The 25986-nt window shown below is 59.4% G+C and carries 26 protein-coding genes; 10 read left to right on the plus strand and 16 right to left on the minus strand.

Annotated elements, in window-relative coordinates; translation table 11 throughout:
- Positions 1 to 2 precede the first annotated feature (2 nt).
- Positions 3 to 1055, plus strand: a complete 1053-nt coding sequence (gene hisC / locus ACA044_RS04570) for a histidinol-phosphate transaminase (RefSeq protein WP_497445333.1) — start codon at positions 3 to 5, stop codon at positions 1053 to 1055.
- 116 nt (positions 1056 to 1171) lie between these two features.
- Here the strand turns inward: hisC and ACA044_RS04575 are convergent, their stop codons facing one another.
- The 3 genes from ACA044_RS04575 to algW all read right to left on the minus strand — a co-directional run bounded on the left by ACA044_RS04575 (position 1172) and on the right by algW (position 5408).
- On the minus strand, positions 1172 to 1900 hold the full coding sequence (locus tag ACA044_RS04575; protein WP_497445334.1) for a DUF4198 domain-containing protein: 729 nt from the start codon (positions 1898 to 1900) through the stop codon (positions 1172 to 1174).
- A 12-nt stretch (positions 1901 to 1912) separates the two neighbouring features.
- Positions 1913 to 4018 carry a TonB-dependent siderophore receptor gene (locus ACA044_RS04580; protein ID WP_497445335.1) on the minus strand — a complete coding sequence of 702 codons (2106 nt, stop codon included), beginning with the start codon at positions 4016 to 4018 and terminating at the stop codon, positions 1913 to 1915.
- A 229-nt stretch (positions 4019 to 4247) separates the two neighbouring features.
- Entirely contained in the window at positions 4248 to 5408 is a 1161-nt protein-coding gene (algW, locus tag ACA044_RS04585; RefSeq protein ID WP_497445336.1) for a Do family serine endopeptidase AlgW, read from the minus strand.
- Positions 5409 to 5511: 103 nt separating this feature from the next.
- On the opposite strand from algW, the gene ACA044_RS04590 reads away from it, so the two are divergent.
- The 3 genes from ACA044_RS04590 (at position 5512) to cysN (ending at position 9353) form a co-directional block, all read left to right on the plus strand.
- The gene (locus ACA044_RS04590; protein WP_497445337.1) at positions 5512 to 6270 is read left to right on the plus strand and encodes a Nif3-like dinuclear metal center hexameric protein; all 759 of its coding nucleotides are present in this window, start codon (positions 5512 to 5514) and stop codon (positions 6268 to 6270) included.
- 257 nt (positions 6271 to 6527) lie between these two features.
- Complete coding sequence (gene cysD, locus ACA044_RS04595; RefSeq protein WP_008008639.1) at positions 6528 to 7445, plus strand: sulfate adenylyltransferase subunit CysD; 918 nt, start codon at positions 6528 to 6530, stop codon at positions 7443 to 7445.
- Between the two features lie 9 nt (positions 7446 to 7454).
- Positions 7455 to 9353, plus strand: a complete 1899-nt coding sequence (gene cysN, locus ACA044_RS04600; protein ID WP_497445338.1) for a sulfate adenylyltransferase subunit CysN — start codon at positions 7455 to 7457, stop codon at positions 9351 to 9353.
- A gap of 175 nt (positions 9354 to 9528) precedes the next feature.
- On the opposite strand, the gene yihG is transcribed toward cysN, so the two are convergent.
- The 3 genes from yihG to ACA044_RS04615 form a co-directional block, all read right to left on the minus strand.
- Positions 9529 to 10437, minus strand: a complete 909-nt coding sequence (yihG, locus tag ACA044_RS04605) for a 1-acylglycerol-3-phosphate O-acyltransferase, YihG family (protein ID WP_497445339.1) — start codon at positions 10435 to 10437, stop codon at positions 9529 to 9531.
- Positions 10438 to 12537, minus strand: coding sequence for a phosphate acetyltransferase (pta, locus tag ACA044_RS04610; RefSeq protein WP_497445340.1), 2100 nt, complete (start codon positions 12535 to 12537; stop codon positions 10438 to 10440).
- Between the two features lie 74 nt (positions 12538 to 12611).
- On the minus strand, positions 12612 to 12950 hold the full coding sequence (locus tag ACA044_RS04615) for a DUF3565 domain-containing protein (protein WP_497445341.1): 339 nt from the start codon (positions 12948 to 12950) through the stop codon (positions 12612 to 12614).
- On the opposite strand from ACA044_RS04615, the gene ACA044_RS04620 reads away from it, so the two are divergent.
- The 3 genes from ACA044_RS04620 (at position 12919) to ACA044_RS04630 (ending at position 15275) form a co-directional block, all read left to right on the plus strand.
- On the plus strand, positions 12919 to 13404 hold the full coding sequence (locus ACA044_RS04620; RefSeq protein WP_007901600.1) for an FKBP-type peptidyl-prolyl cis-trans isomerase: 486 nt from the start codon (positions 12919 to 12921) through the stop codon (positions 13402 to 13404). The genes ACA044_RS04615 and ACA044_RS04620 overlap by 32 nt on opposite strands.
- A gap of 121 nt (positions 13405 to 13525) precedes the next feature.
- Entirely contained in the window at positions 13526 to 14008 is a 483-nt protein-coding gene (locus tag ACA044_RS04625; RefSeq protein WP_497445342.1) for a glutathione peroxidase, read from the plus strand.
- A 163-nt stretch (positions 14009 to 14171) separates the two neighbouring features.
- Positions 14172 to 15275, plus strand: a complete 1104-nt coding sequence (locus ACA044_RS04630; RefSeq protein ID WP_497445343.1) for an NADH:flavin oxidoreductase — start codon at positions 14172 to 14174, stop codon at positions 15273 to 15275.
- A gap of 88 nt (positions 15276 to 15363) precedes the next feature.
- Here the strand turns inward: ACA044_RS04630 and ACA044_RS04635 are convergent, their stop codons facing one another.
- Both ACA044_RS04635 and cysZ read right to left on the minus strand, forming a co-directional pair.
- Positions 15364 to 16575: a glycosyltransferase family 4 protein gene (locus tag ACA044_RS04635; RefSeq protein WP_497445344.1), complete on the minus strand. Its 1212-nt coding sequence runs from the start codon at positions 16573 to 16575 to the stop codon at positions 15364 to 15366.
- A 40-nt stretch (positions 16576 to 16615) separates the two neighbouring features.
- Positions 16616 to 17371: a sulfate transporter CysZ gene (gene cysZ, locus ACA044_RS04640; protein WP_497445345.1), complete on the minus strand. Its 756-nt coding sequence runs from the start codon at positions 17369 to 17371 to the stop codon at positions 16616 to 16618.
- Between the two features lie 315 nt (positions 17372 to 17686).
- Here cysZ and trxB point away from each other — a divergent pair, with 315 nt between their 5' ends.
- Complete coding sequence (gene trxB, locus ACA044_RS04645; protein ID WP_497445346.1) at positions 17687 to 18649, plus strand: thioredoxin-disulfide reductase; 963 nt, start codon at positions 17687 to 17689, stop codon at positions 18647 to 18649.
- Positions 18650 to 18834: 185 nt separating this feature from the next.
- Here the strand turns inward: trxB and ACA044_RS04650 are convergent, their stop codons facing one another.
- The 7 genes from ACA044_RS04650 to ACA044_RS04680 all read right to left on the minus strand — a co-directional run bounded on the left by ACA044_RS04650 (position 18835) and on the right by ACA044_RS04680 (position 23477).
- A complete protein-coding gene (locus ACA044_RS04650) occupies positions 18835 to 20085 on the minus strand; it encodes a 2-aminoadipate transaminase (RefSeq protein WP_497445347.1) in 1251 nt (416 codons plus the stop codon).
- A gap of 284 nt (positions 20086 to 20369) precedes the next feature.
- Complete coding sequence (locus ACA044_RS04655) at positions 20370 to 20708, minus strand: HopJ type III effector protein (RefSeq protein WP_497445348.1); 339 nt, start codon at positions 20706 to 20708, stop codon at positions 20370 to 20372.
- Entirely contained in the window at positions 20701 to 20997 is a 297-nt protein-coding gene (locus tag ACA044_RS04660; RefSeq protein ID WP_497445349.1) for a DUF1244 domain-containing protein, read from the minus strand. The genes ACA044_RS04655 and ACA044_RS04660 overlap by 8 nt, the downstream gene beginning before the upstream one ends.
- A gap of 68 nt (positions 20998 to 21065) precedes the next feature.
- The gene (gene folX, locus ACA044_RS04665; RefSeq protein ID WP_105340102.1) at positions 21066 to 21437 is read right to left on the minus strand and encodes a dihydroneopterin triphosphate 2'-epimerase; all 372 of its coding nucleotides are present in this window, start codon (positions 21435 to 21437) and stop codon (positions 21066 to 21068) included.
- A gap of 2 nt (positions 21438 to 21439) precedes the next feature.
- Positions 21440 to 22015 (minus strand): GTP cyclohydrolase I FolE, encoded by a 576-nt coding sequence (gene folE / locus ACA044_RS04670; protein ID WP_497445350.1) that lies wholly within the window; start codon positions 22013 to 22015, stop codon positions 21440 to 21442.
- A gap of 22 nt (positions 22016 to 22037) precedes the next feature.
- The gene (gene folM, locus ACA044_RS04675; RefSeq protein ID WP_497445351.1) at positions 22038 to 22748 is read right to left on the minus strand and encodes a dihydromonapterin reductase; all 711 of its coding nucleotides are present in this window, start codon (positions 22746 to 22748) and stop codon (positions 22038 to 22040) included.
- Between the two features lie 159 nt (positions 22749 to 22907).
- Positions 22908 to 23477, minus strand: a complete 570-nt coding sequence (locus ACA044_RS04680; protein ID WP_497445352.1) for an antibiotic biosynthesis monooxygenase — start codon at positions 23475 to 23477, stop codon at positions 22908 to 22910.
- A gap of 201 nt (positions 23478 to 23678) precedes the next feature.
- Here ACA044_RS04680 and ACA044_RS04685 point away from each other — a divergent pair, with 201 nt between their 5' ends.
- A complete protein-coding gene (locus ACA044_RS04685) occupies positions 23679 to 24638 on the plus strand; it encodes a MerR family transcriptional regulator (RefSeq protein ID WP_497445353.1) in 960 nt (319 codons plus the stop codon).
- Positions 24639 to 24657: 19 nt separating this feature from the next.
- On the opposite strand, the gene ACA044_RS04690 is transcribed toward ACA044_RS04685, so the two are convergent.
- Positions 24658 to 25263 carry a hypothetical protein gene (locus ACA044_RS04690; RefSeq protein WP_497447164.1) on the minus strand — a complete coding sequence of 202 codons (606 nt, stop codon included), beginning with the start codon at positions 25261 to 25263 and terminating at the stop codon, positions 24658 to 24660.
- Between the two features lie 228 nt (positions 25264 to 25491).
- Between ACA044_RS04690 and ACA044_RS04695 the strand changes: the two genes are divergently transcribed.
- Positions 25492 to 25947: a flavodoxin gene (locus ACA044_RS04695; protein ID WP_497445354.1), complete on the plus strand. Its 456-nt coding sequence runs from the start codon at positions 25492 to 25494 to the stop codon at positions 25945 to 25947.
- Positions 25948 to 25986: the final 39 nt, after the last annotated feature.

Genomic DNA, 25986 nt, shown 5'->3' on the forward strand with positions numbered 1-25986 from the left:
GCATGAGTAAATTCTGGAGTCCCTTCGTCAAGAGCCTGGTGCCTTACGTGCCGGGCGAGCAGCCGAAGCTGGCAAAACTGGTGAAGCTCAACACCAACGAAAACCCGTACGGTCCATCGCCCAAAGCGTTGGCCGCGATGCAGACCGAACTGAACGACAACCTGCGTCTGTACCCGGACCCGAACAGTGACCTGCTCAAGCAGGCTGTTGCCAAGTACTACGGTGTGCAGGGCAATCAGGTATTCCTCGGCAACGGTTCCGATGAAGTCCTGGCACACATTTTCCACGGTTTGCTGCAGCACGATCAGCCGCTGCTGTTCCCGGACATCAGCTACAGTTTTTATCCGGTTTACTGCGGGTTGTATGGCATTGCGTACGACGCGGTGCCGCTGGATGAGCAATTCCAGATCAATCCGGCGGACTACGCCAAGCCGAACGGCGGGATCATTTTCCCTAACCCGAACGCGCCGACTGGTTGCCTGTTGGCGCTGGACGCTGTCGAACAAATCCTCAAGGCCAGCCCGGATTCGGTGGTCGTGGTGGATGAGGCTTACATTGATTTCGGCGGTGAAACGGCGATCACGTTGGTGGACCGTTATCCTAACCTGTTGGTTACTCAGACCCTGTCCAAGTCCCGTTCGCTGGCGGGTCTGCGGGTTGGCTTCGCGGTGGGGCATCCGGACCTGATCGAGGCGCTGGAGCGGATCAAGAACAGCTTCAACTCCTACCCGCTGGATCGTCTGGCGATTGTGGGGGCTGCGGCGGCGTTCGAAGATCGTGAGTATTTCGACAAGACCTGCCGGTTAGTCATCGAGAGCCGCGAGAAGGTGATCGCGCAGCTGGAGGCGAAGGGGTTTGAGGTGTTGCCATCGGCGGCGAACTTCATTTTCGCGCGTCACCCGAAGCACGATGCGGCGGGGCTGGCGGCGAAGTTGCGTGAGCAAGGCGTGATCGTTCGTCACTTCAAGCAGGAGCGGATTGCCCAGTTCCTGCGGATTTCCATCGGCGCGCCAGAGCAGAATCAGGCGCTGATCGACGGCCTCGGCGATCTGTAAGGCTTCCCCGATCCTGTGGGAGCGTGGCTTGCCCGCGATAAACGATAACGCGGTCCACCAGTTGCACCGCGGTGTCTCCATCGCGGGCAAGCCACGCTCCCACAAGGTTTGGTGTGTTACTCGTGATGTGGTTCGCCAAGGAACGTCAACGAACTGAAGAGCCCGCGCGTCGCCACATCCGGATTGTCCTTGAGCTGCATTTCTACATGCGCCGCAATCACATTCAACCCTTCATTACGCACCAATACTTGTGCCCGACCGTCTGCATCGGTTTCGGTGCTCAAGGTATTCGGCGCGCTGCGATAGTCGCCCACCAATTTCACGCCCGCCGCCGGTTTGCCATCCAGTAGCACCCGTACCGGCAACGATTTCCCCGGCCCGACCGTCAGCGGATCGACCTCCGGCAAAATAAGCAATTTCATCTGATCGAGCTTTGGCAACTTCGTCCCCGCCTGATAAATCGCCAGGCTGTACTTGAAGGTCTGGGTCGACTCGATCGCTCCCGGCACCTTGCTGCGTCCTTCGTTGATCCACTTCTTGTCGGCGGTCCGCGACCACATGCCATTGTCCAGAGCGACTGCCAGCACCGCGGGTGATTTGAGTGGCTGCAGGCGCGCATGGTCGGCCAGGCGTTGCACGGTAACCGGGATCATCTTGCCCTCGGCGTCATAGGCCCAGGCGCCGCTGATTTTCTGCGCCTTGAAAGCATTGTCCTCGGCGCCTTCACCGTAGATGGCTTCGATATTGCCGCGACGTTGTTCGGTCCACAGGCCATGGGCCGAGACGTGAGTGGCGAACATCGCGCCGAGCAGACCCAGCAGAGCCAGTGATTTAGCTTGTTGCATGGCGATTCCCTTTTACAGATTGAGTGTCAGGCTGACGGTGAAATTGCGCGGCTCGCCGGGGTTGAGCCAGTAGTTGCTGTAGGAGCGCTCGAAATATTTCTCGTCGAAAAGATTGTTCAGGTTCAGCCCCACGGTGACGTTTTCACTGGCCTTGTAATGGGCCAGCAGGTCGACGGTGTGGTAGGCCGGCAGTTCGAATTCGCTGCCGGCCTCGCCCGAGCGATCGCCGACATAGGTGAACGCTGCGCCGAGGTCCGAACCGCGCAAATGGCCATCCTGAAACTCATAAACCCCCAGCAAACTGCCGCTGCGTTTTGCCACGCCGAGAATTCGGCTGCCGGTGGGAATGACTGTATCGCCTTGGGTGACTTCGGCGTCGATGTAAGCGAAAGCACCGATCACTCGCACGGCGTCGGTTACTTGCCCGGTGATTTGCAGGTCGACACCCTGGCTGCGGGCTTTGCCCATGGCGCGGTTGGAGTCGGTGCTCGGGTCAAGCGTGAGGACGTTTTCCTTTTCGATATGGAAGGCGGCGAGGGTGGCGCTCAAACGTTCGTCGAACAGCTCGCTCTTGATCCCGACTTCATAACCGACACCTTCTTCCGGGTCGAAGGATTTGCCGGCGGCATCCAGACCGTTGTTCGGTTTGAACGAGGTGGAGGCATTGGCGAACAGCCCGACTTGCGGCGTCAGTTGATAGAGCAGACCGGCCCGTTGAGTCAGTGCGTCGTGGCTCTGGCGACTGGTCGCGTTGAGGCTGTGATCGTCGATGCTTTGTTCGAAGTGTTCGACGCGTGCACCGAGCATGCCGCGCAGTTTGTCGGTGAAGACGATTTGGTCCTGCAGATTCAGCGCACGGCTTTCGACGTGTTCGAAGAAGTCGCTTCCCGAGCGCGTGCCATCGGGTTTTGGCTGGCCGTAGATCGGGTTGTAAAGGTCGATGGCATACGGGCTGCCGGCAATGTTGGTGACCCGTTCGTTTTTGCGGTAGTTCTCGTATTCGCTGCCGATCAGCAGTTCATGCTGCCAGCTGCCAATGTCGAACAGGCCACGCAGTTCAAGCTGAGTGATGCTGTCATGCCAGTTCATATCGCGTTCGCGGTAGCGGCGGTTGAGGGTGTGGCCGTCTGCATTCAAAGGACGGTTTTCGGAGGCGAAACCCCACAGCTTGCCTTCCTTGTAATGGCTGGCTAGGCGCAGTTTCCAGCTGTCGTTGAGCTGATGCTCGAGGGCGGCTTGCAGCATGTTGTTGTGGTTGTCGATGTTGTCGTCATTGGGTTCGCCGAGAAAGGTCGAACGGGAGACGCCGCTCCACTTATTGTTCGGCGCGACGATGCCGCGATCGAATGTCGAGCTGTGGCGGACGAACTCGCTTTCCACCAGCAGGCTGGTGTCCGGGTTCAGTTGCCAGCTGAACGAGGGTGCAACGAATACGCGCTGACTGTCGACGTGATCGCGGAAGCTGTGGTTGTCCTCGATAGCCAGGTTCACCCGGGACAGAACGTTGCCGTCATCATCCAGCGGCGTGTTGACGTCGAGGGCGGTGCGATAACGATCCCAACTGCCAGCGCTGGTTTGCAAGGTCGTGAAGGCTTCGGGCTGAGGTTTCTTGGTGACGATATTGACCGTTCCGCCGGGGTCGCCACGGCCATACAGGCTGGCCGCAGGGCCTTTGAGTACTTCGATGCGCTCGATGTTGGCGGCATCCGGCGTGCTTGGGTAACCGCGGTTGGCGCTGAAACCGTCCTTGTAGAACTCCGAGGTGCTGAAGCCGCGCACGCTGTATTCGTAGAGGGTCAGGCCGCCGAAGTTGTTTTGTTTCGAGACGCCGCCGGCAAACTCCAGTGCGCGTTCGACGCTGGTGCTGCCCAGATCCTTGAGCACGCTGGCGGGGATTACGCTGATGGACTGCGGAATATCCCGGATAGCCGTATCGGTTTTGGTCGCGCTGGAGGAGCGAGTGGCGCGATAGCCCTTGACCGGGCCGGTGGGGGATTCGTAATCGGAGGTGACGCTGATGGCGTCCAGCTCAAGGGTTTGGGACTCTTCAGCGAAGACCGGATCCCCCAGCAGGCCGAGGGTAAGGCCAGCCAGGGAAGCGATTGTTCGAGGCGACATGTTATTTTGTTCCAAGAGTGATGTCGAAATAATATAACATGTCTAATGAGAATGTATATTGTTAGCGGCTTCACAATGGAGTAGGGCGCAAAAAAGATCGTCCGAACCTTCGGCAGCTCCCTGTGGGAGCGGGCTTGCTCGCGAAAACGGACTGACACTCAACATTGGTGTCGACTGACACACCACCTTCGCGAGCAAGCCCGTTCCCACCAAAAGCAGCTTCTGCGGCTTACTCTCCTTCTTTTTCCTTGATTGGCGCAGGTGGTGGACGCAGACCGATTTCTGCCGTGAGCTTGAGCTCTTTACCGTTGCGCATGACCTGGATCGTGACCTTGTCGGTCGGCTTGATTCGCGCCACCTGGTTCATCGAGCGGCGACCGTCGCCGGCCGGTTCACCGTCGATGCTGAGGATCACGTCTCCCAGTTGCAGGCCGGCCTTCTGCGCCGGGCCGTCACGGAAAATCCCCGCGACCACAATTCCCGGACGTCCCGACAGACCAAACGACTCCGCCAGTTCCTGACTCAACGGTTGCACTTCAATGCCGAGCCAGCCGCGAATCACCTGGCCGTGTTCGATGATCGACTTCATCACTTCCATCGCCAGCTTGACCGGGATCGCGAAGCCAATGCCCTGAGAGCCGCCGGACTTGGAGAAGATCGCCGTGTTGATACCGGTCAGGTTGCCATTGGCATCCACCAGCGCGCCACCGGAGTTGCCGGGGTTGATGGCGGCGTCGGTCTGGATGAAGTCTTCGTAGTTGTTCAGCCCGAGCTGATTACGCCCGGTGGCGCTGATGATGCCCATGGTCACGGTCTGGCCGACGCCGAACGGGTTGCCGATGGCCAGGGCCACGTCGCCGATGCGAATGTTGTCGGAACGGCCGACGGTGATCGACGGCAGGTTTTTCAGGTCGATCTTCAATACCGCGAGGTCGGTTTCCGGGTCGCTGCCGATGACCCGGGCCAGGGTTTCACGGCCATCCTTGAGCGCCACCACGATCTGGTCGGCACCGCTGGTCACGTGGTTATTGGTCAGCAGGTAACCTTCCGGGCTCATGATGACGCCCGAACCAAGGCTCGATTCCATGCGTTTCTGCTTGGGCGAGTTGTCGCCGAAGAAGCGGCGGAACTGCGGATCCTCGAACAGCGGATGGCTGGGCTTGTTGACCACTTTGGTGGTGTACAGGTTGACCACCGACGGCGCGGCCGTGGTCACCGCGTCGGCATAAGACACTGGGCCCTGCTGCAGACCGATGGTTTGCGGAGCTTGCTGCAGATTGACGTCCAGGCTCGGTAGCCCGACCCACTGCGGGTAACGCTGCATAATCAATAGAGCGATAAGCACGCCGGCCAACAGTGGCCAGCCGGAAAAACGCAGCGCCTTGAGCATTAAGCACGTCCTACGGAGGTTGCAGGCAGTGTGAGACCGCCCATAATGTCGCGCATTATACGAGGCCGCGCGCGCCTCTGAACGGGATATTTAGGAGTCTTTTATGGCCGTCGCCCTGAGCACCCTGGTCGAAGAAGCCGACCGCTACCTTGCCAGTCCCAGGATCGCCGATTACTGCCCCAACGGTTTGCAGGTCGAAGGCCGGCCGCAAGTGATGCGCATCGTCAGCGGCGTCACCGCCAGCCAGGCGTTGCTGGACGCTGCGGTGGAGGCCCAGGCCGATCTGGTGCTGGTGCATCACGGCTATTTCTGGAAAGGCGAGAATCCGTGCATCACTGGCATGAAGCAGCGCCGGTTGAAAACCCTGCTCAAGCACGATATCAGCTTGCTGTCCTATCACTTGCCGCTGGATCTGCACCCGGAAGTCGGGAACAACGTGCAGCTTGCCCGGCAACTGGACATTACTGTCGAAGGCCCGCTGGACCCGGACAATCTGAAAGTCGTTGGCCTGGTCGGCTCGTTGAACGAACCGATGACCCCTCGCGATTTCGCCCGGCGCGTGCAGGAAGTCATGGGGCGTGAGCCATTGCTGATCGAAGGCAGCGAGATGATTCGTCGGGTCGGCTGGTGCACCGGTGGCGGCCAGGGTTACATTGATCAGGCGGTGTTGGCTGGCGTCGATCTGTACCTCAGCGGCGAAGCCTCCGAGCAGACGTTCCACAGCGCCCGGGAAAACGACATCAGCTTCATCGCCGCCGGTCACCACGCCACCGAGCGTTACGGTGTGCAGGCGTTGGGCGATTACCTGGCGCGACGTTTCGCCCTCGAGCACATCTTCATCGATTGCCCGAATCCCATCTGATTTCAGAACTGAATGGGGTTGCCCTGTAGGAGCGAGGCTTGCCCGCGAAGAACGATAACGCGGTATGGCTGATGCACCGCGTTCTCGTTCTTCGCGGGCAAGCCTCGCTCCTACAGGGAAGAAGCCCCAAACGAGGGGGTATATTCATATACCCTTTCGATCTAGCCGCCGTCCTGATTAGAAGAGGGCGCTGTGCTAGGATTCCCCGCTCGAACACGGCCCGCAGGCCGTCCATAAGATCGTTTTCGTGAGTAGCCATGGTCGACAAACTGACGCATCTGAAACAGCTGGAGGCCGAAAGCATCCACATCATCCGCGAGGTCGCCGCCGAGTTCGATAACCCGGTGATGCTGTACTCCGTCGGTAAAGACTCCGCCGTGATGCTGCACCTGGCACGCAAGGCATTCTTCCCGGGCAAACTTCCGTTTCCGGTGATGCACGTCGACACCCAGTGGAAGTTCAAGGAAATGTACGCGTTCCGCGACCGCATGGTCGAAGAACTCGGCCTGGACCTGCTGGTGCACGTGAATCCCGAGGGTGTTGCGCAGGGCATCAACCCGCTCACTCACGGCAGTGCCAAGCACACCGACATCATGAAGACCGAAGGCCTCAAACAGGCCCTCGACAAGTACGGCTTCGACGCCGCATTCGGTGGCGCCCGTCGCGACGAAGAGAAATCCCGCGCCAAAGAGCGCGTGTATTCCTTCCGCGACACCAAGCACCGCTGGGACCCGAAAAACCAGCGCCCGGAGCTGTGGAACGTCTACAACGGCAAGGTCAACAAGGGCGAATCGATCCGCGTATTCCCGTTGTCGAATTGGACCGAACTGGACATCTGGCAGTACATCTACCTTGAAGGCATCCCGATCGTGCCGCTGTATTTCGCGGCCGAACGCGATGTCATCGAGATGAACGGCACCTGGATCATGATCGACGACGAGCGCCTGCTCAATCACCTGAGCGACGAAGACAAGGCGCGCATCGTCAAGAAAAAGGTCCGTTTCCGTACGCTGGGCGACTACCCGTTGACCGGTGCGGTCGAGTCCGAGGCCACCAGCCTGACCGACATCATTCAGGAAATGCTCCTGACGCGAACTTCCGAACGCCAGGGCCGAGTCATCGATCACGATGGCGCAGGTTCGATGGAAGAAAAGAAACGTCAGGGTTATTTCTAAGGGGTTGTCATGTCGCACGCATCTGATTTGATCAGCGAGGACATCCTCGCCTACCTGGGCCAGCACGAACGCAAGGAAATGCTGCGCTTTCTGACCTGTGGCAACGTCGATGACGGCAAGAGCACCCTGATCGGGCGCCTGCTGCACGACTCCAAAATGATCTACGAAGATCATCTGGAAGCCATTACCCGCGATTCGAAAAAAGTCGGCACCACTGGCGAAGACATCGACCTGGCGTTGCTGGTCGACGGCTTGCAGGCCGAGCGTGAGCAGGGCATCACCATCGATGTCGCCTACCGGTATTTCTCCACCGCCAAGCGCAAATTCATCATTGCCGATACCCCTGGCCATGAGCAGTACACCCGCAACATGGCCACCGGTGCATCCACCTGTGACCTGGCGATCATCCTGGTCGACGCTCGTTATGGCGTGCAGACCCAGACCCGTCGCCACAGCTTTATCGCCTCGTTGCTGGGCATCAAGCACATCGTTGTCGCCATCAACAAGATGGACCTCAACGGCTTCGACGAAAGCGTGTTCGAGTCGATCAAGGCCGATTACCTGAAGTTCGCCGAAGGCATCGCGTTCAAGCCGACCACCATGGCGTTCGTGCCAATGTCGGCGTTGAAGGGCGACAACGTGGTGAACAAGTCCGAGCGCTCGCCGTGGTACACCGGCCAGTCGCTGATGGAAATCCTGGAAACCGTCGAAATCGCCAGCGACCGCAACTACACCGACCTGCGTTTCCCGGTGCAGTACGTCAGCCGTCCGAACCTGAACTTCCGTGGTTTCGCCGGCACCCTGGCCAGCGGCATCGTGCACAAGGGCGACGAAGTCGTTGTGTTGCCGTCGGGCAAGAGCAGCCGCGTGAAATCCATTGTCACCTTCGAAGGTGAGCTGGAGCATGCAGGTCCTGGTCAAGCGGTGACGCTGACCATGGAAGACGAGATCGACATCTCCCGCGGCGACTTGCTGGTGCATGCCGACAACCAGCCGCAAGTGACCGACGCCTTCGACGCCATGCTGGTGTGGATGGCCGAAGAGCCGATGCTGCCGGGCAAGAAATACGACATCAAGCGCGCCACGACTTACGTGCCGGGTTCGATCACCAGCATCGTCAATCGCGTGGACGTGAACACGTTGGCCGAAGGCCCTGCCAGCTCGCTGCAGCTGAACGAGATCGGTAAGGTCAAGATCAGCCTCGACGCGGCCATCGCGCTGGACGGTTACGACAGCAACCGCACCACCGGTTCGTTCATTGTCATCGATCGTTTGACCAACGGCACGGTCGCGGCCGGCATGATCATCGCCCAGCCGTTGAGCCATGGCAGCAGCACCCACCACGGCAAACTGGCTCACGTGGCCACCGAAGAACGCGCCCAGCGTTTCGGTCAGCAGCCGGCCACTGTGTTGTTCAGCGGCTTGTCGGGCGCTGGCAAAAGCACCCTGGCCTACGCGGTTGAACGCAAGCTGTTCGACCTGGGCCGTGCAGTGTTTGTACTTGATGGCCAGAACCTGCGTCATGACCTGAACAAAGGCCTGCCCAACGATCGCGCCGGGCGTACCGAGAACTGGCGTCGTGCGGCGCACGTTGCGCGTCAGTTCAACGAAGCCGGTCTGCTGACTTTGGCAGCCTTCGTTGCGCCGAGTGCCGAAGGTCGTGAGCAGGCCAGGGAGCTGATCGGCAAGGAGCGTCTGCTGACGGTCTACGTCCAGGCCTCGCCGACGGTTTGTGCCGAGCGTGACCCACAAGGCCTGTACGCGGCGGGTGGCGACAACATCCCGGGCGAATCTTTCCCGTACGACGTGCCGCTGAATGCCGATCTGGTGATCGACACCCAGTCGCTGTCGGTGGAAGAAAGCGTCAAGCAAGTGCTGGATCTGCTGCGTAAGTGTGGCGCGATCTAAGCGTTAGCTGAAAATAAAAAACCCGCAGATGAGTGATCGTCTGCGGGTTTTTTTGTGTCTGGGAGCACGCCTTCGCGGGCAAGCCTCGCTCCTACAGGTTAACGTCGGGCCATGGTGCGATCGTCCAAAAACTGTAGGAGCGAGGCTTGCCCGCGAAGAGGCCGGTACAGGCACCTCAAACCTTGGCGGGATACTCGCGGTGCATCTGCCTCAGCAGCGCATCCTTGTCATTCCACAGCTGATTGATCCAACCCTGAAACTCCAGGCGATACACACTATCCTGGTCGTAGTTTTTACCGACGAACTGCGGTGGAATTTTCAGTTCCTGAAAGTGCACCACCACATCCTTAACGTTCCCACAGAGCAAATCCCAATAACCCGGACGCCCCGCCGGATAGTGGATGGTCACATTGACGATGGCTTCCAGCTGGTCGCCCATGGCATCCAGCACGAACGCAATGCCGCCCGCTTTCGGCTTGAGCAGGTAGCGGAACGGTGAGCTCTGCTGTACGTGTTTACCCTCGGTGAAGCGCGTGCCTTCGACGAAGTTGAAAATCCCCACCGGGTTATTGCGGAATTTGTCGCACGTCTTGCGGGTGGTTTCCAGGTCTTTGCCTTTTTTCTCTGGATGCTTTTCCAGATAGGCCTTGGAATACCGCTTCATGAACGGAAAGCCCAGCGCCCACCATGCCAGACCGATCACCGGCACCCAGATCAGTTCCTGTTTGAGGAAGAACTTCAGCGGGCGGATGCGACGGTTGAGCACGTACTGCAACACCATGATGTCGACCCAGCTCTGGTGGTTACTGGTAATCAGGTACGAGTGCTGATAGTCCAGGCCTTCCAGCCCGCTGAGCTGCCAGCGCGTGTGCCCCAGCAAGTCCATCCAGGCTTTGTTGTTGCTGATCCAGGTTTCGTGGATGTGGCCCATCAGCCAGTTGGTGAGACGCTGGGCGGCGGGGAAGGGCAGCAGCAGTTTGAAGATCGCCACGATGAATAACGGCGTGCAGCAGACAATAGTGTTCAGTGCCAACAACAGCAAGGCGATCACGCCGCGCACGGGGGCAGGTAGAAAATCCAGCATTTAAACATCCATAGGTCGGTTGGCAGCTTGAATCGCGGTCAACGCGATGGTGTAGACGATGTCGTCGACTTGCGCGCCGCGCGGCAGGTCGTTCACCGGTTTGCGCAGGCCTTGCAGCATCGGCCCGAGGCTGACGCAGTCGGCGCTGCGCTGCACGGCTTTGTGGGTGGTGTTGCCAGTGTTCAGGTCGGGGAACACGAACACCGTGGCACGACCGGCCACCTGGCTGTTCGGCGCCAGTTGCCGGGCTACGGTTTCGTTGGCAGCGGCGTCGTACTGCAACGGGCCGTCGATCAGCAGCGAGTTTTGCTGTTCGTGGGCGAGTAATGTGGCCTCGCGAACCTTCTCGACTTCTTCGCCGCTGGCCGACTCACCGCTGGAGTAGCTGATCATTGCCACGCGCGGAGTGATGCCGAACGCGGCTGCCGAATCGGCGCTTTGCAAGGCGATCTCGGCCAGTTCGCTGGCGCTCGGGTGCGGGTTCATCACGCAGTCGCCGTAGACCAGAACTTCTTCTGGAAACAGCATGAAGAATACCGACGACACTAACGTGCAGCCCGGCGCCGTTTTAATCAGCTGCAGGGCCGGGCGGATGGTGTTGGCGGTGGAGTGAATGACCCCGGACACGAGGCCGTCGACTTCATCCAGCGCCAGCATCATGGTGCCGATCACCACGGTGTCTTCCAGTTGTTGCTCGGCCATCGGCGCATTGAGGCTTTTGGTTTTGCGCAAGGCGACCATCGGTTCGACGTAACGCTCGCGGATCAGGTCCGGGTCGAGAATCTCCAGCCCTGGCGGCAACTCAATGCCTTGGGCGCGGGCCACGGCTTCGACGTCTGCCGGTTTTGCCAGCAAGACACAACGGGCAATGCCGCGCGCCTGGCAGATCGCTGCGGCCTGCACGGTCAACGGCTCGCTGCCTTCCGGCAGAACGATGCGCTTGTTGGCGGCCTGGGCGCGCTGGATCAATTGATAGCGGAACACCGCTGGCGACAGGCGCATTTCCCGTGGCGTGCCGCAGCGCTGGTGCAGCCAGTTGGCGTCGAGGTGGCTGGCGACGAAATCGGTGATGATTTCCGCACGCTCGCGGTCGTCGATCGGGATTTCCTTGTTCAAACCGTTCAACTGGTTGGCGGTTTCGTAGGAACCGGTGCTCACCGACAACACCGGCAGGCCAGCCTGCAAGGCGCCACGGCACAGATCCATGATGCGCGGGTCGGGCAGGGTGTCGCTGGTCAGCAACAGGCCTGCCAGAGGCACGCCATTCATCGCCGCGAGGCTGACCGCCAGGATGATGTCGTCGCGATCGCCGGGGGTTACCACCAGCACACCGGGCTTGAGCAACTCCACGGTGTTACGCATGGTGCGGGCGCAGATGATGATTTTGGTCATGCGCCGGGTTTCGTAATCGCCGGCGTTGAGCACCTGAGCGCCCATCAGGTCGGCCACGTCGCGGGTGCGCGGCGCGTTCAGTTCCGGCTGGAACGGGATGCAGCCGAGCAGACGGAAATCACCGCTGCGCAGCAACGGCGAATGCTCTTTCAAACGCGAAGCGAAGACTTCCATGCTTTCGTCGGCTTTGACCTTGTTGAGGATCACGCCAAGGACTTTCGGGTCTTTCGGACCACCGAACAGTTGCGCCTGCAATTCGACCCGACCAGACAGTTCGGTCAGTACTTCGTTTTCCGGTGCCGAGACCAGAATCACATCGGCGTCGAGGCTCTTGGCCAAATGCAGGTTGACCCGCGCCGCGTAACTGGCGCTGCGGGTCGGGACCATGCCTTCGACGATCAGTACGTCCTTGCCGACGGCGGCCTGCTGATAGAGGGTGATGATTTCTTCGAGCAGTTCGTCCAGCTGGCCGTCGCCGAGCATCCGCTCGACATGGGCCAGGCCCAGTGGCTGAGGCGGTTTCAAGCCGTGGGTGCGGGCCACCAGTTCGGTGGAGCGCTCAGGGCCCGTGTCGCCCGGGTGCGGCTGGGCAATCGGTTTGAAAAAGCCGACTTTGAGACCGGCCCGCTCAAGCGTACGCACCAGCCCGAGGCTGATGGAGGTCAGACCCACACCAAAATCGGTGGGCGCGATAAAAAAAGTTTGCATGCGGATTCTCTGGAAGTGCATGTGGGCAGCCGTGGCCGCCAGGCGATCATCTATATCTGACGATCTACCGAATTTCAGTCGCCAAGGTTATCGCTAACCGAGCCTTGTGCGCACCAACCGCAATCAAAGGGCTGGCCTATTTTTTCATTACGCAGCAAAGGGTCCAGCACCCAGGCCCGGGATTGCCACGGAGGCTGGTGCCGCAAGTGCTGTGTATGACCGCAGGAAAGCTCGGCCACCCAGTGGCCATCCTCGTCCTGATGAAAGCCTGTGACGGTCGAGGCTTTCGCCGCCACCCGTCTGTCCGGGTTGTGTTCGCTTTCGGGCGATTGCTTCGCTAAACTTGGACATTCATCTTTCTTATGCAAAAGGTCTCGCCCCATGCTGATCGCCGCAAATAAGGCTGTCTCCATCGACTATACCCTGACCAACGACGCTGGTGAGGTCATCGACAGCTCCGCCGGCGGCGCGCCGCTGGTCTACCTGCAAGGCGCAGGTAACATTATCCCGGGCCTGGAAAAGGCACTGGAAGGCAAAGCAGTCGGTGACGAACTGACTGTCGCCGTAGAACCTGAAGATGCCTACGGCGAATACGCTGCCGAACTGGTCAGCACGCTGAGCCGCAGCATGTTCGAAGGCGTCGACGAACTGGAAGTGGGCATGCAGTTCCACGCTTCCGCTCCGGACGGTCAGATGCAGATCGTCACCATTCGCGATCTGGACGGCGACGATGTCACCGTCGACGGCAACCACCCGCTGGCCGGTCAGCGCCTGAACTTCCAGGTCAAGATCATCGACATCCGTGACGCCAGCCAGGAAGAAATCGCTCATGGTCACGTCCATGGCGAAGGTGGCCATCACCACTGATTTCTGCGCTAAGCTCAGAGAGCTGGAGAGGCGCCCGAGGGCGCCTTTTTAGTCCGCCGCTGTCCTTGGTGACACCGTCAGGTGGCTGTTTCGAGAAGAACACGGGAATTTGGAGTTCGTCATGAGTGCTTTTCACGACCTTAAATTGACAGCCCTGGATGGTCAGGAGCTTCCGCTGGCGCCCTTTAAAGGGAACGTCGTGCTGGTGGTCAACGTTGCCTCCAAATGTGGTTTGACCCCACAGTACGCGGCGCTGGAAAACCTCTACCAGCAGTACAAGGACAAGGGTTTCTGTGTGCTGGGCTTGCCGTGCAACCAGTTTGCCGGACAGGAACCGGGCACCGGGGAGGAGATCCAGGCATTCTGCAGCCTCAACTATGGCGTGACCTTTCCGTTGTCCAGCAAGCTGGAGGTCAACGGTCATGAGCGTCATCAGTTGTACCGACTGCTGGCGGGCGAAGGTGCCGAATTCCCTGGCGACATCACCTGGAACTTCGAGAAATTCCTGCTGGGCAAGGACGGTCGCGTGCTGGCGCGGTTTTCGCCGCGCACACCTCCGGATGATCCGGCTGTGATTCAGGCGATCGAAAAAGCACTGAGCTGAGTTCCCCTCTGTAGGAGCGAGCGGTGCGGCGATCCGACTTGCCCGCTCCTACAGATGTTTCCTATCTTTTAGACCTTAATCACCGCAATCAATAGTGCTGTTCAAGCCTTGCGACTCTCCATATTATCGCCGTCATAAAGTCTATATCCCGTGGAGCGTCCCCATGCCCGTCAAAGCCCTGTTCAAGCCTTTTCACCTAGGCGCTCTCGAGTTGCCGACCCGCGTCGTCATGGCGCCGATGACCCGTTCGTTTTCGCCGGGCGGCGTTCCCAATTCCAAAGTGATCGAGTACTACCGTCGTCGCGCCGCCGCCGGGGTTGGGCTGATCATCACCGAAGGCACCACTGTTGGTCACAAGGCCTCCAACGGCTATCCGAACGTGCCGCACTTCTACGGTGAAGCGGCATTGACCGGTTGGAAGAAAGTCGTCGACGCGGTGCATGCCGAAGGCGGAAAAATCGTTCCGCAACTGTGGCATGTGGGCAGCGTGCGCCGCATCGGTACCGAACCGGATGCCAGCGTGCCGGGTTACGGTCCATCGGAAAAATTGAAGGACGGTCAGGTCGTGGTTCACGGCATGACCCAACAGGATATCCAGGACGTGATTGCTGCGTTCGCCCAGGCAGCCAAAGACGCTCAGAGCATCGGCATGGACGGGGTGGAAATCCACGGTGCCCACGGTTACCTGGTGGACCAGTTTTTCTGGGAAGGCAGCAACCAGCGCACCGACGAATACGGTGGCAGCCTGGCGAACCGTTCGCGCTTCGCCATTGAATTGATTCAGGCGGTGCGTGCAGCGGTCGGCGAGGGCTTCCCGATCATCTTCCGTTTCTCCCAATGGAAGCAGCAGGACTACACCGCGCGTTTGGTACAAACCCCGGAAGCGTTGGGTGAGTTCCTCAAGCCATTGTCCGACGCCGGCGTGGACATTTTCCACTGCTCGACACGGCGTTTCTGGGAGCCTGAGTTCGACGGGTCCGAGCTGAACCTGGCCGGCTGGACCCGCAAGCTCACCGGCAAGCCAACCATCACCGTCGGCAGCGTCGGCCTGGACGGCGAGTTCCTGCAGTTCATGGTCAACACCGACAAGATCGCGCAACCGGCCAGCCTGGAAAAACTGCTGGAACGTTTGAACAACGATGAATTCGATCTGGTGGCGGTAGGCCGTGCGTTGCTGGTGGACCCGGACTGGGCGCAGAAAGTGCGTGACGGTCGTGAGCAGGACATTCTGCCGTTCAGCCGAGAGGCGTTGATGACGCTGGTTTAATGTGGCGAGGGGGCTTGCCCCCGTTGGGCCGCGAAGCGGCCCTGAAACCTCAAAATATGTTTCATCAGGCACACGGTGTGCGCTGGGTTTACGACTGCTTCGCAGCCGAACGGGGGCAAGCCCCCTCGCCACGAGGATCGTGACAAGCCCCCCGCAACTGCCCCTCAAACTGCTCGATAATCGCCGCCCAGCCTTGACGGCTCGCATGCTGGCGAGCATTGAGCCGTACGCAACGCAAGGTTTCGCGCTCCTCCAGCAGCCAACATGCTGTATCGCAGAACGCCTGTTCATCCCCGGGCATCGCCAGTACGCCGTTGTAGCCATGGCGAATATGTTGGGCCGCCGCGGCCTGATCGTACGCCACCACCCCCAGCCCAGAGGCCAATGCCTCAAGCACCACATTGCCGAAGGTTTCGGTCTGGCTCGGAAACAGAAACACATCTCCCGACGCATAGTGACTGGCCAGGGCTTCGCCGCGTTGTGAGCCGCAGAAAATCGCCTCGGGCAATTCCCTCTCCAACGCCGATCTTTGCGGACCGTCACCGACCACAATCAATTTCATTTTTCGCTGTGGATAAGTGGCTTTCAGCGTGTCGAAACTGCGCTTGAGCAAGCCAAGGTTTTTCTCCGGTGCCAGGCGTCCTACGTGGATGACGGCAATATCATCCTCGGTCAGTCCCCATTGCTCGCGCAGCGGTTTCAGCCGTTTGGCCGGATGAAACAACTGACTGTCGACGCCTCGAGAGAGCAATGCCAGGCGCTGGAAACTGCGGCGCTCCAGCTCCAGTCTCTGGCTGGCGCTGGGCACCAGGGTCAGGGTCGAGCGATTGTGAAACCAGCGCAGGTAGTGGGTCAGCAGGCGCGACAGCAGACCGAGGCCGTACTGGCTGGAGTACTGCTGGAAATTGGTGTGAAAACCGCTGACCACCGAAATCCCCAAGCGCCGTGCCGCGCGCAACGCCGATAAGCCCAGCGGTCCTTCGGTGGCGATGTACAACACATCCGGGCGATGCCGTTTCCAGCGCCGCAACAGCTTGTGCATCGACGACTGACCCCATTGCAGGCCGGGATAACCCGGCAGCGGCCAGCCCCGGCACAGCAGCAACTCATCGTTGTTGCCCGTGAGCGGATCGCAGCCCTGACGTGGCCGCACCAACTCGACCTGATGGCCACGCGCGCGCAAACCGTCGAACAAGCGGCCAAGGGTATTGGCCACGCCGTTGATTTCCGGTGGGAAGGTTTCGGTGATCAGGGTGATGTGCAGAGCTGTCGTCATGACCCCAGTGTCGGCTGAGGCCATGTCGTCATTGTGACGGTTGAATGATGGATTTGTGACGTGATTAACGGCGCTCTGCCACCAGGTTTTCCGCCCCACGCTCACGCACCCAGAACAGCGTCGCCCCAGCCACTGCCGCCGGCATCATCAGAATGTTGACCACCGGAATCAGCAACACCAGATAAACAATCCCGCCAAAGCTCATGCTCTGCCAGCGTTTCTGCCGCAGCCAGGCGAGCATCTCGTTCCAGCCCAGTTTGTGGTTATCCGCCGGGTAGTCGATGTACTGGATTGCCATCATCCAGACCCCGAACAGTAGCCACAGCGGCGCGGCGATGATGTTCACCACGGGGATGAGCGAGAGGATGAACAACCCGATGGCGCGCGGCAGGAAGTAGCCGAGTTTGCGCATTTCCCGGGCCAAAGTCCGGGGGATCATGGCGATCAGTTCGCCCCAGCTGAAGGCCGGGAAGTCGTCGGTGCCGCGCACCACCACTTCGACTTTCTCCGCGAGGAAGCCATTGAACGGCGCGGCAATGACATTGGCGAGCATGGTGAAGGTGAAGAACACCATCAAAACCACCAACACGACAAAAATCGGCCAGAGGACATAGCTGAGGAAGCTCAGCCAATCGGGCAGCGACGGCATCAGCGTATCGACCCACAGGCTGAACTGATGGCTGGCCAGATAGATCAATCCGACGAACAGCACCAGATTGATCGCCAGCGGCAACAATACGAACAAACGCAGGCTTGGGCTCAGGACCAGCTTGAGGCCCTCGCGTAAATATTGCGGGCCAGACAGAACAGGGGCGGGCATAACGTGCTCCGAGCAAAGGGTAAACGCGCCGACCTTACCGGCTTTACCTGACAGGCGAAAGCGCGGTAGCGGCATCGACATTAACTGTAACAAAGGCGCCTATATGTTCACTGCAACGGCATAGAGACCGCCTATGAGCTGGATTGTTAAACCGTATTTCCTTAATCTTCGCCCCCTCGATACGCTGCACCCATTCTTTTTACAGGACTGTCGAGCCCAAGCCTTCCCCAAGTGCTTTCAACGGTCCTTTTTTATTCCCGCCGGCAAGCCGGCGTTCCGCGCCCAGTGATTCGGGCCGGTCAACAGGAGCAGGTCATGTCTGAAGTTCGTCATTCGCGAGTGATTATTCTCGGTTCCGGCCCTGCCGGTTACAGCGCCGCAGTTTATGCTGCCCGTGCCAACCTCAAGCCACTGCTGATCACCGGCATGCAGGCCGGCGGTCAACTGACCACCACCACCGAAGTCGACAACTGGCCGGGCGACGTCCACGGCCTGACCGGCCCAGCGCTGATGGAGCGGATGAAAGAGCATGCCGAGCGCTTTGAAACCGAGATTGTGTTCGATCACATCAATGCCGTGGACTTCGCTGCCAAGCCATACACCTTGATTGGCGACAGTGCGACTTACACCTGCGATGCACTGATCATCGCCACCGGCGCCAGCGCTCGGTACCTGGGGCTGCCGTCGGAAGAAGCGTTCATGGGCAAAGGCGTTTCGGCCTGCGCGACCTGCGACGGTTTCTTCTACCGCAACAAGCCAGTGGCTGTGGTCGGTGGCGGTAACACTGCTGTCGAGGAAGCCCTGTACCTGGCCAACATCGCCAGCCAGGTCACCCTGATCCACCGTCGCGAAACCTTCCGCGCCGAAAAAATCCTGATCGACAAGCTCAATGCCCGAGTTGCCGAAGGCAAGATCGTCTTGAAGCTGAACTCGACTCTGGACGAAGTCCTGGGCGACAACATGGGCGTAACCGGTGCTCGCCTGAAGAACAACGACGGCAGCTTCGACGAGCTGAAAGTCGACGGCGTGTTCATCGCTATCGGCCACACCCCGAACACTTCGTTGTTCGAAGGTCAGCTGACGTTGAAAGACGGCTACCTGGTGGTACAGGGCGGCCGTGAAGGCAACGCCACTGCCACCAGCGTCGAAGGTATCTTCGCCGCCGGTGACGTGGCTGACCACGTTTACCGTCAGGCCATCACCTCGGCCGGCGCCGGTTGCATGGCGGCACTGGATACCGAGCGCTACCTCGACGGTCTGCAGAACGCTTCGTTCTGATTCCGTAGAAATTAAAAAACCGGCTTCGGCCGGTTTTTTTGTGCCCGCGATTTATTGCCTGATCACATTTCCAGTGTGGGAGCGGGCTTGCTCGCGAATGCGATGTGCCAGGCAATATGAATGTCGACTGACACACCACATTCGCGAGCAAGCCCGCTCCCACATGGACTGCATGGAATTTATGATCAGGCCAATTTCTGCAGGCACGCCTCAAGAATATCCAGCCCTTCCTCCAGCACAGTCGCTTCGGTGGTCAATGGCGCCAGCAGCCGAATGATGTGGCGCGACTTGCCGCTGGGCATCAGCAGCAAACCCGACTCTCGCGCCAGGGCCAGCAGCTGTGTCAATTGCGCCGAGGCCGGTGTGCCGTCGGCATTAATCAGTTCGATGCCGCGCATCGCCCCAACGCCAGTCAAACGGCCCAGATAGGGTGACAGTTCGCGGGCTCGCCAGGCTTCGTAGCGACTGACAATCGCTTCTTCCTGTTGCGTGCCCCAGGCGTGCAGGTGTGCATCACTCATTTCGTCCAGGGTCGCCAACGCCGCGGCGCAGGCGATGGGATTGCCCGAGTAGGTCCCGCCTAACCCGCCCTTGGGCAAGTTGTCGAGTAGCGACTTGCGCCCGACAACCGCACCCAGCGGCACGCCGCCGGCAATGCTTTTGCCCAGCAGGATCAGGTCCGGTTCAATCCCCAGTCGCGAGAACGCAAACCGCTGGCCGGTGCGGCCGAAGCCGGACTGGATTTCATCGGCGATCAACAGGATGCCTTTGTCATCACACAAGCGTCGCAGCGCCTGGGCGAATTCCACGTCCATCGCCAGAAAGCCGCCTTCGCCCTGTACCGGCTCGACGATAAAACAAGCCACGTCATCCACGTCGATCTCGACGCTGAACAGCCGCTCCATGGCTTTCAGGGCCTCGGCGCAGGTCACGCCATTGTCTTTGCTGGGGAAGGGCAGGTGATACACCGGCCCTGGTAGCACACCGACTTTCTGTTTGTAGGGGGCGACTTTGCCATTGAGGTTGAGAGTGGCCAGTGTGCGGCCGTGGAAGGCGCCGTCAAAGGCAATGATCGCGGTGCGACCGGTGGCGCCACGGACGATCTTCAAGGCGTTTTCCGCAGCTTCGGCGCCGCTATTGGTGAGCATGCCGCTGACCGGGTAATTCACCGGAATAAACGCGGTCAGGCGATCCATCAGTTCGAGGTAAGGCACATGGGGAGCTGCGTTGAACGCATAGTGGGTCAGCCGGGTGGCTTGTTCACGAATGGCCTCGACGATGCGCGGATGGCAATGACCGAGGTTCAGCACGCCGATTCCTCCGACAAAGTCGATGTAGCGCTTGCCATTGGTGTCCCACACCTCGGCATTTTTTCCGTGGCTGAGGCTGACGGGGTGAACGATGGAGATCGACTGACTGACAGATTCGCTGCGCATGGATGGCTGACTCTGAAGAAGGGATGCTTCTTTTTATCTAAGCCGCGAGCAGAGGTGCCCGGCAAACGAAATAAAGTTGCCGGATCAATATTAAAAGTCGGGATGTGTTCGAATGCCTATCAGATGAGAGCTGGGGTAGGCAAAGCGCAACCTGTGGCGAGGGAGCTTGCTCCCGCTGGACCGCGCAGCGGTCCCTCTTTTTTTGGGCCGCTACGCGACCCAGCGGGAGCAAGCTCCCTCGCCACAGGTTCAGTGTTACACGGAGCGTTTTTTGCGGGCTTTAATCAGCGGCGAGTCAGCGGCTGCTGAGTGAATTTCACACCGGCCAAGCCATTGGCAATCAATGCCCGGATATTGCCGTGATCGCTGCCTTCAGGCGTGGCAACCACCGAACGGTAATGCTCACCGAATGCCAACAGTGCTTCTTCATCACTCAAACCTTCCAGCAGCGCCAGACCGAGGGTCTTGCACGAACCTTCGTTTTGCCCGGCGGCGTTTTCCACACCACCGTTATTGAAGGCTTGGGGCTGATAGTCGTAACCGACGGCGATGAACGCCAGAGTATCGGCGAAAACATGTTCGCCGCTCTTGAGGCTGGTGCGCAGGGTGTTCAGATCACTCATTGGGTTTTCCTTTGGCGAACGCCGCTTGTTGGTCGGCGCTGGCTTCTTGCTGGTATTGGGCTTTCCACTCGGCGTACGGCATGCCGTAAACCACTTCGCGGGCTTCGTCGAGGCTGACGTCGATCTGGCGTTCGTCGGCCGCGGCCTTGTACCACTTGGACAGGCAGTTGCGGCAGAAACCCGAGAGGTTCATCAGGTCGATGTTCTGCACGTCCTTGCGGCTGTCCAGGTGGGCAACCAGCCGGCGAAAGGCGGCGGCTTCAAGTTCCAGGCGTTGTTGATCGTTCATGATGGGCTCTGTGCAATCAAATCGTGGCGCGGATGATAAAAGCCTGGCGACCGATGCGCCAGACGCGGTCAGCGGCTCGCGGCCAGGGTAATCGATACCGACTCGGCGAAGCGCAAGGCGTGGGGCTTGTCGACTTCGACTTCGGCATACAGCACCGACTCGTTGGCCATGACCAGGTCCAGCAACTCCTGGGTCAGGCGCTCGAGCAGGGCAAAGCGATTGCCCTCCACGTGGGCGATGATCGCCTTGGTGATGGTGCGGTAGTTCAGCGCGTGATCGATGTCGTTGTCACGCACGGCGTCCTGGGCGGCATACAGGATGGTCAGGTTGATCAGCACATCCTGCTTGTTGAGGATTTCGTCCTCGTTGATCCCGATGAAAGTCCGCAAACACAGGTCCTTGACCCGGATGCGTGCCATTCCTGGTTGAAGTTGTGGCATTGCTACTTGCTCCGTCCAATCAATTGCAGGAACTCCTGGCGGGTGTTGCTCGACTCGCGGAAGGCGCCGAGCATCACCGAGGTGTTCATGGTCGAATTCTGTTTTTCGACGCCGCGCATCATCATGCACATGTGCTGGGCTTCGATGACCACCGCGACACCAGCGGCGTCGGTCACTTGGTGCACGGCGTCGGCGATTTGCCGGGTGAGGTTTTCCTGGATTTGCAGTCGGCGGGCGAACATATCCACAAGCCGTGCAATCTTCGACAGGCCCAGCACCTTGCCCGTTGGAATATAAGCCACATGAGCCTTGCCGATGAAGGGCAGCATGTGATGTTCACAGAGCGAGTACAGCTCGATGTTGTCGACGATCACCATTTCATCGTTGTCGGAGGCGAACAACGCGCCGTTGACGATTTCCTCGACACTTTGTTCATAACCATGACACAGGTATTGCATCGCCTTGGCGGCGCGAACCGGGGTGTCTTGCAGCCCTTCACGGTCGGGGTTTTCACCGAGGCCGATCAGGATCTCGCGATAGCTCTGGGACAGGGAGTTGTGTGGCAGGAATAACGTCATGGGACATCCTCGCGGGGGCGACTTATTTGACGTGCCGTCCGCCGTTGACGGTCAGGGTCGTGCCGGTGACATAAGGGTTGTCGAGCAAATAGCGCAGGCTCTGGTAGATCACTTCGCTGCCGGGCTCGATGCCCAGTGCCGATTTGGCCAGAACCCTGGCGCGGTACGCCGCGTCGTCGTCGGGATTGAACAGTAACAGGGCTGGCGCGATACCGTTGACCTTGATGCCTGGCGCGTACTTTGCGGCAAAGGACAGGGTCAGGCTGTCGAGCCCCGCTTTGCTGGCGCAGTAGCCGATGTGCTTGCTGCTGCCTTTGCGGGTCACGTCATCGCTGATATGGACGATGTCGGCGGGGCTTGAGCGTTTGAGCAAGTCGGCACAATGCAGGTTGATCAGGTAGGGCGCCAGCATGTGCACGCTGAACATGCGGGTAAAGGCTTCGGCTTCGGTGCCTGGGGTTTCGACCAGCCATTCGGAGGCGTTATGGATAATCGCCCGCAGGCTGTCGGTGTGGTTCTTCAGTTCGCCGATGAACGCGAGGATTCCGGCCTCGCTGGAAAAGTCCGCGAACACGGCGATCGCCCCCAGATCGCGCAGGTTTTGCACACCAGGGCGTTCGCTGCGGTAGCTGAAGATCACCGGATGGCCGTCTTCGAGAAAACGTTGCGCACAGTGCAGGCCGACACGCTGACCGGCACCGGTGATGAGGATGGGGGCTGCGGAAGAGGTCATGAACGGCTCGCGTCGCGGTAAGAGTAAAACTATACCAGCGACGGGAGTTGTTCACCTATGTCCTGTAGGAGCGAGGCTTGCCCGCGAAGAACGATGACGCGGTTTGGCAAATAGACCGGGTTGTCTTCTTCGCGGGCAAGCCTCGCTCCTACAAAGGGATTATTGATTTTGGGTTGAGGGTTCGGCGGGCAACGGACGCGCAGATGGGGTATGCAGCCAGCCGGCCAATAGACGAGTCGACAGCGGAATGAAGAAATACACCATCAATGGCGTCAGGCACAGGGTGCTGACAAGCACGCGGGTCAGCAAACCCGTTTCAGCCAATAGCGGCCCGAAGGCAAAGTTGAACAACAGGGACACCGGGAAGAACGCCAGCCAGATGGCCACGGCCTGTTTCCAGCGTGGCGGGCGTTGGCCGACCGCACCAAACCAACCGTCGATGCCACTGACCCGATGCTCCGAAGGGTGGGCGAACAAATCACTGCCGCGCCCCAGCCAGGCCGTGCGCGAGGCGGAATGCTCCCAAGCGTGCATGGTCTGCTCGTCGGCGAAGCGGAAGATAATCTGGAATTCGTTATCGTCGGGTGGTGGAGCGAGCACGCCAGAGCCGAGATAACCGGGGAAGTCAGTGGCCAGTTGTTCGCCTTCGCGCAACCAGGCCATCAGGTCCTGATAACGCCCATCGGCGACGCGGCGCGCGACCATCAGCGTGACGGGTGAAGTAGACATTGTGTATCTCCATATTACTAACGCGTCGCTCCGGATAAGAGCTTCGCCAGGCACAGCGCCGGGGTGGTGGGCTGCGTCTCGGGACAAGCAAGGATTATTCCTGATTATACCTGGAACGTCAGTGCCTGCTTCTTTCAACAACGTGTTGAATGCTGTCGGGTTAGAATACGTCCAAATTTTTACATGGATGTAGATTCAAAGATGCCTGTGCTGACCCACCTTGCGCCTAGCTTTCCCCGCAGTACCTCCCTGATTCGAGAAGAGCTGTTTCCGATCCGTGAGGTGGCGCGCCTGACGGGGGTCAACCCGGTCACACTACGAGCATGGGAACGACGCTACGGTCTGATACTGCCCACGCGAACCGAAAGCGGGCACCGCTTGTATTCGATGACTGATATTGAGCGTGTTCGCAGCATCCTTGGCTGGCTCGAGCGTGGTGTCGCGGTCAGCAAGGTTGGAAAAATACTGGCCAAGACCGAGCCGTTTAAAGCGCTGCCGCCGATCATCTGCGATGAACAGGTCCAGATTGACTATGCGCAATGGCAAGAGCAGCTCCAGGCTGCCGTCAGTGCCTATGACGATGTTCAACTGGAACGAATCTATGGGCAGATCTTTTTCAGCTATCCCAAGACGGTGGTGTTTCAAGACATCCTGATTCCGCTGTGGAAGCGGTTATTGCAGCGTCAGGAGACGTTCGGCCCGGTCAGCGAGTGGCTGTTCCTGGATGCCTTTCTGCGTTCTCGAGTGTCGAAACGGCTGCTGCTGATGCGCTCTACGCAAACACGCCGCGTGCTGCTCAGCGCCTTGGACAGTCAGTGCCGCGAGCTCGAACTGTTGATCGCGGCGTTACTGCTCAGCAGCACTGAGGCCAATATCCGGATGCTGACTGTCGGCCAGCCGTTCGATGAACTGACACTGGTCTGCGAGAGAAGCAAACCTGCGGTGCTGGTGCTGTTTTCCAATCACCTGCCTGCCCCAGAACTGCCACGGCGTTTGAGCCGCCTGGCCTTGAGCCTGGATTGTCAGCTGTTACTGGCCGGGGATGCATCGGACCTGGCACAGGAGAGTCTGGCCGGATCGTCGATCGGTTGTCTGGGAAACGAGGGAGTGTTGATGCGCCAGCGTCTGAAACAGTTCCTGGCGGGAAACCTGGATACCTGAGCCCGGGTAGCCAGGCCGATCAGATATGCAGTGCGGGATGGGTCTGGCGATGTTGCTGAAGGATGTACTGACGCAGACGTTCGGTTTCATCCTTATCGCTCTGGCTCAACTCGTAGGCGTAGAAACCTTGCTCGGCTTCACGTTCGAAAGTGCCGCGCAACGCAATCCGCTCATAGCCTGACGGGCTGAACCACAACGCGAAGTGCTTTGGTGCCTTGGTTTTGTTGCGAACTTCCAGCAAGACCCCTTTGAACGATATTTCATGCACCCACATCGTACCGGGTTGCCCCTTGGCATTTTCCAGCGCCACTGGCTCTTCGAGCATCAGACGCCATGGCCGCATCATCGGCCCGTCCTCATAGATGCTCGGGACTCCGAGGCGTAGATGCAGCGCGTGAAATTCATCTTCCACCAGGTGCAGCGGGAAGGTCATTTGCTGATTTTCGAAATTGGCCTGGATGGTGACTTGCTCATGAGCGGCCAGGCGTGTGAGCAAGTCACGAATCTGCGAACCACCGTTGACGAGCAGGCTCGACGTCGCATCCCGCACATTGAGTTGCGGGTTGTGCTGCATGGTCTGGATAAAATCCAGCTCATCCTGGGTCAGGAGTGCGTCGCGCATGATTTAGCTCGAAAGGAATAATTACAAAGTCATCGGTGATTGTAGTAAATGACCACTAATTCGCAGATTGGTTTGAGCCGTTCGTCGTTTTGAATGCAGCAATTTCTGCCTGTGTCTCGGCCAATTGCGCTTGCGTCCTTTGCGTATAGATTGGCAGGTTGCATTCTAAAAGATCAAAAAGGGCCGTGCTGTTAATATCTCGGCCTTTTACTCAGCTTCAGGATCAGATTGATGAAAGTCGCCATCCTTTCCGGCTCGGTGTACGGCACGGCCGAAGAAGTCGCCCGCCACGCTGCAAACATTTTGAAAACCGCCGGTTTTGAAACCTGGCACAACCCGCGCGCGACACTCGCCGATGTTCAGGCCTTTGGCCCCGAAGCATTTCTGGCGGTGACCTCGACCACCGGCATGGGCGAGTTGCCGGATAACCTGCAGCCGCTGTATTCGGCGATTCGCGATCAATTGCCCGCGCTCTGGCGTGGTTTACCGGGGGCGGTGATCGGGTTGGGCGATTCGAGCTATGGCGATACGTTCTGCGGCGGCGGTGAGCAAATGCGTGAATTGTTCGGCGAACTGGGCGTGCGCGAAGTCCTGCCGATGCTGCGTCTGGATGCCAGCGAAACCGTGACGCCGGAAACCGACGCCGAGCCTTGGCTGGCGGAGCTGGTCAGCATTTTGCGGGGCTGACCGGCCACTCGCGCCTTTATTGGCGGCAGTGCTTTGACC

Source organism: Pseudomonas sp. LBUM1673 (assembly GCF_059695645.1).

Coding starts and splice junctions, on each gene's coding strand:
- hisC (WP_497445333.1), top strand. CDS start 3: ATGAGTAAATTCTGGAGTCCCTTCGTCAAGAGCCTGGTGCCTTACGTG.
- ACA044_RS04575 (WP_497445334.1), bottom strand. CDS start 1,900: ATGCAACAAGCTAAATCACTGGCTCTGCTGGGTCTGCTCGGCGCGATG.
- ACA044_RS04580 (WP_497445335.1), bottom strand. CDS start 4,018: ATGTCGCCTCGAACAATCGCTTCCCTGGCTGGCCTTACCCTCGGCCTG.
- algW (WP_497445336.1), bottom strand. CDS start 5,408: ATGCTCAAGGCGCTGCGTTTTTCCGGCTGGCCACTGTTGGCCGGCGTG.
- ACA044_RS04590 (WP_497445337.1), top strand. CDS start 5,512: ATGGCCGTCGCCCTGAGCACCCTGGTCGAAGAAGCCGACCGCTACCTT.
- cysD (WP_008008639.1), top strand. CDS start 6,528: ATGGTCGACAAACTGACGCATCTGAAACAGCTGGAGGCCGAAAGCATC.
- cysN (WP_497445338.1), top strand. CDS start 7,455: ATGTCGCACGCATCTGATTTGATCAGCGAGGACATCCTCGCCTACCTG.
- yihG (WP_497445339.1), bottom strand. CDS start 10,437: ATGCTGGATTTTCTACCTGCCCCCGTGCGCGGCGTGATCGCCTTGCTG.
- pta (WP_497445340.1), bottom strand. CDS start 12,537: ATGCAAACTTTTTTTATCGCGCCCACCGATTTTGGTGTGGGTCTGACC.
- ACA044_RS04620 (WP_007901600.1), top strand. CDS start 12,919: ATGCTGATCGCCGCAAATAAGGCTGTCTCCATCGACTATACCCTGACC.
- ACA044_RS04615 (WP_497445341.1), bottom strand. CDS start 12,950: ATGGAGACAGCCTTATTTGCGGCGATCAGCATGGGGCGAGACCTTTTG.
- ACA044_RS04625 (WP_497445342.1), top strand. CDS start 13,526: ATGAGTGCTTTTCACGACCTTAAATTGACAGCCCTGGATGGTCAGGAG.
- ACA044_RS04630 (WP_497445343.1), top strand. CDS start 14,172: ATGCCCGTCAAAGCCCTGTTCAAGCCTTTTCACCTAGGCGCTCTCGAG.
- ACA044_RS04635 (WP_497445344.1), bottom strand. CDS start 16,575: ATGGCCTCAGCCGACACTGGGGTCATGACGACAGCTCTGCACATCACC.
- cysZ (WP_497445345.1), bottom strand. CDS start 17,371: ATGCCCGCCCCTGTTCTGTCTGGCCCGCAATATTTACGCGAGGGCCTC.
- trxB (WP_497445346.1), top strand. CDS start 17,687: ATGTCTGAAGTTCGTCATTCGCGAGTGATTATTCTCGGTTCCGGCCCT.
- ACA044_RS04650 (WP_497445347.1), bottom strand. CDS start 20,085: ATGCGCAGCGAATCTGTCAGTCAGTCGATCTCCATCGTTCACCCCGTC.
- ACA044_RS04655 (WP_497445348.1), bottom strand. CDS start 20,708: ATGAGTGATCTGAACACCCTGCGCACCAGCCTCAAGAGCGGCGAACAT.
- ACA044_RS04660 (WP_497445349.1), bottom strand. CDS start 20,997: ATGAACGATCAACAACGCCTGGAACTTGAAGCCGCCGCCTTTCGCCGG.
- folX (WP_105340102.1), bottom strand. CDS start 21,437: ATGCCACAACTTCAACCAGGAATGGCACGCATCCGGGTCAAGGACCTG.
- folE (WP_497445350.1), bottom strand. CDS start 22,015: ATGACGTTATTCCTGCCACACAACTCCCTGTCCCAGAGCTATCGCGAG.
- folM (WP_497445351.1), bottom strand. CDS start 22,748: ATGACCTCTTCCGCAGCCCCCATCCTCATCACCGGTGCCGGTCAGCGT.
- ACA044_RS04680 (WP_497445352.1), bottom strand. CDS start 23,477: ATGTCTACTTCACCCGTCACGCTGATGGTCGCGCGCCGCGTCGCCGAT.
- ACA044_RS04685 (WP_497445353.1), top strand. CDS start 23,679: ATGCCTGTGCTGACCCACCTTGCGCCTAGCTTTCCCCGCAGTACCTCC.
- ACA044_RS04695 (WP_497445354.1), top strand. CDS start 25,492: ATGAAAGTCGCCATCCTTTCCGGCTCGGTGTACGGCACGGCCGAAGAA.